Raw genomic sequence first — 3,146 nt, forward strand, 5'->3', positions numbered from 1 at the left:
GGCGGTTCCATGGAGCGGGCAGCGCGTTCAACTGCGCGGACCTGGGAATCACAAGGGACCCGGAGGACCCGCCACCGTTCTGCTATTGAGCAGCGACAGATCGTCGCCGTTGTCGGCACAGCGTGGCGTCCGGCTTTCGCCTTCGGCGCGCCCTGCAACGAGCGTGTACGGGTGCAGACGTCTGCGCGGGCGTCGCCAGGGATGACGCGGTTGTGGGAGACCACGACGTGTTGTCTGGCGTCCTCGACCGCTCGTTCAGACGATTGAGTATTGCCGCTACGGATAGGCCACGAGCACGGTCGTGATCAGCGCGGTGGCCACCGCCAGGCTCAGCGCCAGTAGCGCTCCGGTAAGGCGGTGATGGAAGGCCGGGCTACGGGCGAGCGGTTGCTGCAGCGCCGTCCATGTCGTCGCGCCGAACAGCGTCAGCGTGAGAACCACGATAGTGATCATGGGCTGACCAAACGTCAGGGGAACTGGCCCTCTCGAAGGTCCCATCAGAGAAGCCGGAAGGCCTGCTCCCGAAGGTGAACTTTGCGCAAACGAATGAATGTCGAGTGGATGTCCTGGGCACCACCTGTGCAGACACTCAAGACGACGTGTGAGGTGTGTGATGACCGAACCCGCGGCCAGTGGTGGTCTTGTTGACCCGGAGATCGCCTTGCAACGCCAGGTCGACACCCTGAAACAACGATTCCCTGGTGCCGACGAGAGCGAGATCGCCGCCCTGGTGCACGAAACGCACCAGCGCCTCAAGGATGCGGCGAGCATCGACGCGCACCTGGTCGCCCTGACCGAGAAGCAGGTGACGGAGGAACTGCGCAGCGGCGGTGGGACCGTTCACATCCGTAGCGACGACACGGATCGGGAATAGACACGAGCGATCCATCGGTGGCGTGTCGCAGAGCCGTTCGACGTTCCCACCCTGGGTCGCTGTGGTGGTGGACACGAAGCCGCTGCTTGACCGTCGCTTCCGGCCGGGTGCGACGTAGCGTTGAGGGCTGCCCGGGGGCGGGTGTCCGAGTGCCACGCGCCTGGTTGACGCCGATCCGCAAGACGAGAATGGTGAATGCCGAGTGCCCGTGTCGAGTGAACCCCAGGTGGTCGCGGTACCGCCACGAGCTGCCGCTCCGACGATTCCTGCGGTGTTCCGATCGGCCTCGGCCCCGGCTCGCCGCACGCTGGTCGACATTCTCGACGACTCCGTGCGGGCGCACGCCGAGGCAGATGCGCTCGACAGCGGTACCACCACATTGACGTACCGCGACCTGGCCGATGAGGTCGAGGCTGTCCGGGGGTCGCTCTCCCGGCACGGCATCGGTGTCGGCGACCGTGTGGGCGTCCGGATCTCGTCCGGGAGGGCCGAGCTGTACGTGGCGATCCTCGGCGTTCTCGCCGCGGGCGCGGCCTACGTGCCGGTTGACGCTGACGATCCCGAGGAACGCGTCGAGCTCGTTCTCGCCGAGGCGGGCGTCGTCGCAGTGCTCGGTGACGGGTTGGTGATGTCGCTGTGTCGTCCCCCCTCGGGCCGGACCGGAAGACCCGGCCCGGATGACGACGCCTGGATCATCTTCACCTCCGGGTCGACGGGCACCCCGAAGGGTGTGGCGGTCAGCCACGGCGCGGCGGCGGCATTCGTGGACGCCGAAGCGCGGTTGTTCCTCGCCGACGAGGCCAGCGAGGCGATCGGCCCGCAGGACCGGGTCTTGGCCGGGCTGTCGGTGGCATTCGACGCGTCCTGCGAGGAGATGTGGCTGGCCTGGCGTCACGGGGCCTGTCTGGTGCCAGCCGCGCGGTCGCTCGTGCGCAGCGGTGTCGACCTCGGCCCGTGGCTGGCCGAGCAGCGGATCTCGGTGGTGTCGACGGTCCCGACGCTGGCTGCGCTGTGGCCGGTCGAGGCGTTGGAGGAGGTGCGGCTGCTGATCTTCGGTGGGGAGGCGTGCCCACCGGAGCTCGCGCAGCGCCTGGCTGTCGAGGGCCGCGAGGTCTGGAACACCTACGGACCGACCGAGGCGACCGTGGTCGCCTGCGCGGCGCGGATGACCGGCGAGGGGCCGGTCCGCATCGGGCTGCCGCTGGCCGGGTGGGAGCTCGCCGTGGTCGACGCCTTCGGTGCTCCGGTCGCGATGGGTGAGACCGGCGAGCTGGTGATCGGCGGGGTGGGACTTGCCCGCTACCTGGATCCGGGCAAGGACGCCGAGAAGTTTGCTGCGCTCCCCGCGCTCGGTTGGCAGCGGGCGTACCGCAGCGGTGACATCGTCCGGGCAGAGCGCGAGGGGCTCCTGTTCGTCGGCCGCGGTGACGAACAGGTGAAGCTCGGCGGACGCCGGATCGAGCTGGGTGAGATCGACGCCGCACTGCAGGCGTTGCCCACCGTCGCCGGCGCTGCCGCGGCGGTGCAGCGCACTGCCGCGGGCAACCAACTGCTGGTGGGGTACGTGGTCCCGCACGACGAGGTCACGTTCGACGCCGCGGCGGCGGCGCTGCGGATCCGTGAGCAGTTGCCGGCCGCGCTCGTGCCGCTGCTGGCCGTGGTGGACGCTCTGCCGACCCGGACGTCCGGCAAGGTGGATCGGGCCGCTCTGCCCTGGCCGTTGGCCACCCCGCCGGACACTGCCACCGAGCTGACCGCGACGGAGGAATGGCTCGCCGGCGGTTGGGCAGAGATCCTTGGTGTTCGCCCCACCGAGGCGGACGCGAACTTCTTCACCCATGGCGGCGGCAGCCTGAACGCGGCGCAACTCGTGGCGTGGATCCGACGCCGGCACCCGCGCGTCGCGGTGGCCGACATCTACCTCCATCCGAAACTGTCGCGGCTCGCGGCCGTGCTCGACGCGCTCGACAGCACGGCGGCGACGCGCCGGGAGGTCCGGCCGACGCCGAGACGCGCGGGACTGATCCAGGCCGCGATGATGGTGCCCATGCTCGCGCTGGTCGGGCTGCGCTGGCTGACCGTCCTCGCCGCCCTCGGCAACGTCCTCGCCCTGGCCGCTCCCGCACCCTGGGCTCCGGTCGTCTCCTGGTGGTGGGTGGCGCTGGGCTGGCTTGTGCTGTTCAGCCCGCCGGGTCGGATCGCCCTGGCCGCCGCGGGTGTCCACGACGTACGAACCCACTGCACCACGGCGTCCACACGGCGATGCTCGGTC

General features: G+C 69.8%; 3 protein-coding genes. 2 read left to right on the forward strand and 1 reads right to left on the reverse strand.

Translation table 11 applies throughout. The features are described from left to right. Positions 1 to 276 precede the first annotated feature (276 nt). Positions 277 to 453: a hypothetical protein gene (locus ABZ749_RS32600; protein ID WP_357234650.1), complete on the reverse strand. Its 177-nt coding sequence runs from the start codon at positions 451 to 453 to the stop codon at positions 277 to 279. A 160-nt stretch (positions 454 to 613) separates the two neighbouring features. Here ABZ749_RS32600 and ABZ749_RS32605 point away from each other — a divergent pair, with 160 nt between their 5' ends. Then, complete coding sequence (locus tag ABZ749_RS32605; protein WP_357234653.1) at positions 614 to 874, forward strand: three-helix bundle dimerization domain-containing protein; 261 nt, start codon at positions 614 to 616, stop codon at positions 872 to 874. Between the two features lie 202 nt (positions 875 to 1,076). Further along, on the forward strand, positions 1,077 to 3,146 hold a 2,070-nt coding region (locus ABZ749_RS32610), incomplete at its 3' end, for an amino acid adenylation domain-containing protein (protein ID WP_357234656.1).

This window comes from Micromonospora sp. NPDC047753, assembly GCF_040642735.1.
Lineage (GTDB): Bacteria > Actinomycetota > Actinomycetes > Mycobacteriales > Micromonosporaceae > Micromonospora.

What these genes read in the sequence shown, in the direction of transcription:
- ABZ749_RS32600 (WP_357234650.1), bottom strand. Translation starts at nt 453, where the DNA reads ATGATCACTATCGTGGTTCTCACGCTGACGCTGTTCGGCGCGACGACA.
- ABZ749_RS32605 (WP_357234653.1), top strand. Translation starts at nt 614, where the DNA reads ATGACCGAACCCGCGGCCAGTGGTGGTCTTGTTGACCCGGAGATCGCC.